This window comes from Streptomyces sp. CA2R106, assembly GCF_037034245.1.
Lineage (GTDB): Bacteria > Actinomycetota > Actinomycetes > Streptomycetales > Streptomycetaceae > Actinacidiphila.
The window spans coordinates 1-589 of record NZ_JBAGKC010000162.1; the positions used below are offsets into that span (position 1 = coordinate 1).

General features: G+C 76.2%; 1 protein-coding gene. It reads right to left on the reverse strand.

Features of this window, described 5'->3' with window-relative positions; genetic code table 11:
- Positions 1-589 (reverse strand): ketoacyl-synthetase C-terminal extension domain-containing protein (locus WA788_RS35530; RefSeq protein ID WP_335984635.1); only part of this gene is annotated, 589 nt, incomplete at both ends.

The following is a 589-nucleotide window of genomic DNA, read 5'->3' on the forward strand; positions in this document are numbered from 1 at the left end:
AGCCGCCGACACCGCCGCCCGGTGCTCCAGGTGCGCCCGCGTCGTCGCGGCGGACCACCCGAGGTCCAGCAGCCCGATCTCCGGCCGCGCGAGCAGGAACTCCCGCAGCCGGCCCGCCTGCGCCCGCAGCGCCGCCTCGTCCTTCGCGGACACCACCACCGGCACCGCCGGCCGGGACTCCTGGACCGCCGGCGCGGCCTCCTTCGGAGCGGGTGCCTCCTCGATGATCATGTGGGCGTTGGTGCCGGAGACGCCGAAGGAGGACACGGCGGCGCGGCGCGGACGCCCCGGGTCGGTCCACGGCCGGGCCTCCGTGAGCAGCTTGACCGCGCCCGACGTCCAGTCCACGTGCGGGCTGGGCCGGTCGGCGTGCAGGGTGGCCGGCAGCTGCCGGTGCCGCAGCGCCTGCACCATCTTGATCACCCCGGCCACGCCCGAAGCCGCGGACGAGTGGCCGATGTTGGACTTGATCGACCCGAGCCACAGCGGCCGGTCCTCCGCGCGCCCCTGCCCGTAGGTCGCCAGCAGCGCCTGCGCCTCGATCGGGTCGCCCAGCTTCGTACCCGTGCCGTGGCCCTCGACCGCGTCC